Below are 1,198 nucleotides of genomic sequence, written 5' to 3' on the forward strand. Positions count from 1 at the left end.
CACCAGCTGCTCATAAGGCACATTGGCTTCGGCCAGCAGCACGTTCATATGGCCGGGCATGCGGCCCGCCACCGGGTGGATCGCGAACTTGACGTCCACGCCCTTCTTGGTGAGCGCCTGGTAAAGCTCGCTGACCTTGTGCTGCGCCTGCGCGACGGCCATGCCATAGCCAGGCACGATCACCACGGTGCCGGCATTTTCCAGCTGCATCGCGGCTTCCTCGGCCGAGGCGGAGCGGACGACGCGGTCGTCCTTGCCGCCAGCGGCGCCAGCCACGACATTGCCGAACCCGCCGAACATGACGTTGGCAAAGCTGCGGTTCATCGCCTTGCACATGATGACCGCGAGGATGAAGCCCGACGCGCCGTCAAGCGCGCCTGCCACGATCAGCAGCTTGTTCCCCAGCGCAAAGCCCATGGCGGAAGCGGCAAGACCGGCATAGCTGTTGAGCAGCGCGATAACGGTCGGCATGTCCGCGCCGCCGATCGGGATCACCAGCAGGATGCCGAAGAGCAGGGCGAGCGCCGCGAAAACGGGGAACAACCAGGTCTGCGTCGGATCAAGCGCCAGCGTGACGCCGATCACCACCGCCGCCAGCGCCACCGCGCCATTGACGATACGCTGGCCCGGGAAGGACACCGGGCGGCTGCCCATCAGTTCCTGAAGCTTGGCAAAGGCGATGATCGAGGCCGTGCAGGTCAGGAAGCCCAGCAGGATTTCGAACATCAGCGCCCACATGATGAAGCCGCCGGCATATTCGGCATGGGCATGCTTGTAATATTCGGCAGCACCAATGAGGCCGACCGCAAGCGCGCCGAAGGCGTGGGAGATGGCGGTCCGCTGCGGGATCGCCGTCATCGGCATCAGCAGCGCCATCGGGATACCCGCGGCCGCGCCCGCGATCATCGCGATGATGATCAGGTTGTAGTCGACCACCTCATGCTGGACCAGCGCGCCGATGATGGCGATGACCATGCCGATCTCGCCCGCGCGCACGCCGCGCCGGGCCGTCGAGGGATGGCTCATCCACATCAACGACAGGATGAACAGGGCCGATGCGGCAATCGCCGCGAAAGGTACGAAGGCGTCCATCTGTTACTTCCCCCGCGGCTTGAACATCTTGAGCATGCGATCGGTGATCATGAACCCGCTCACCAGGTTCACCGTCGCACAAAAAACCGCGATGAAGCCCAAGGTC

2 protein-coding genes are annotated in these 1,198 nt (G+C 64.4%); both read right to left on the reverse strand.

All coding sequences use genetic code 11. From position 1 onward, the window contains the following. Positions 1-1,092: NAD(P)(+) transhydrogenase (Re/Si-specific) subunit beta (locus MU848_RS18760; protein WP_247234843.1), on the reverse strand; the 1,092-nt coding region annotated here is incomplete at its 3' end. 3 nt (positions 1,093-1,095) lie between these two features. Then, positions 1,096-1,194, reverse strand: a complete 99-nt coding sequence (locus MU848_RS19035; protein WP_281494561.1) for a proton-translocating transhydrogenase family protein — start codon at positions 1,192-1,194, stop codon at positions 1,096-1,098. Between the last annotated feature and the right edge of the window lie 4 nt (positions 1,195-1,198).

It is taken from the genome of Sphingobium agri, from assembly GCF_023051225.1.
Taxonomy (GTDB): Bacteria; Pseudomonadota; Alphaproteobacteria; order Sphingomonadales; family Sphingomonadaceae; genus Sphingobium; species Sphingobium agri.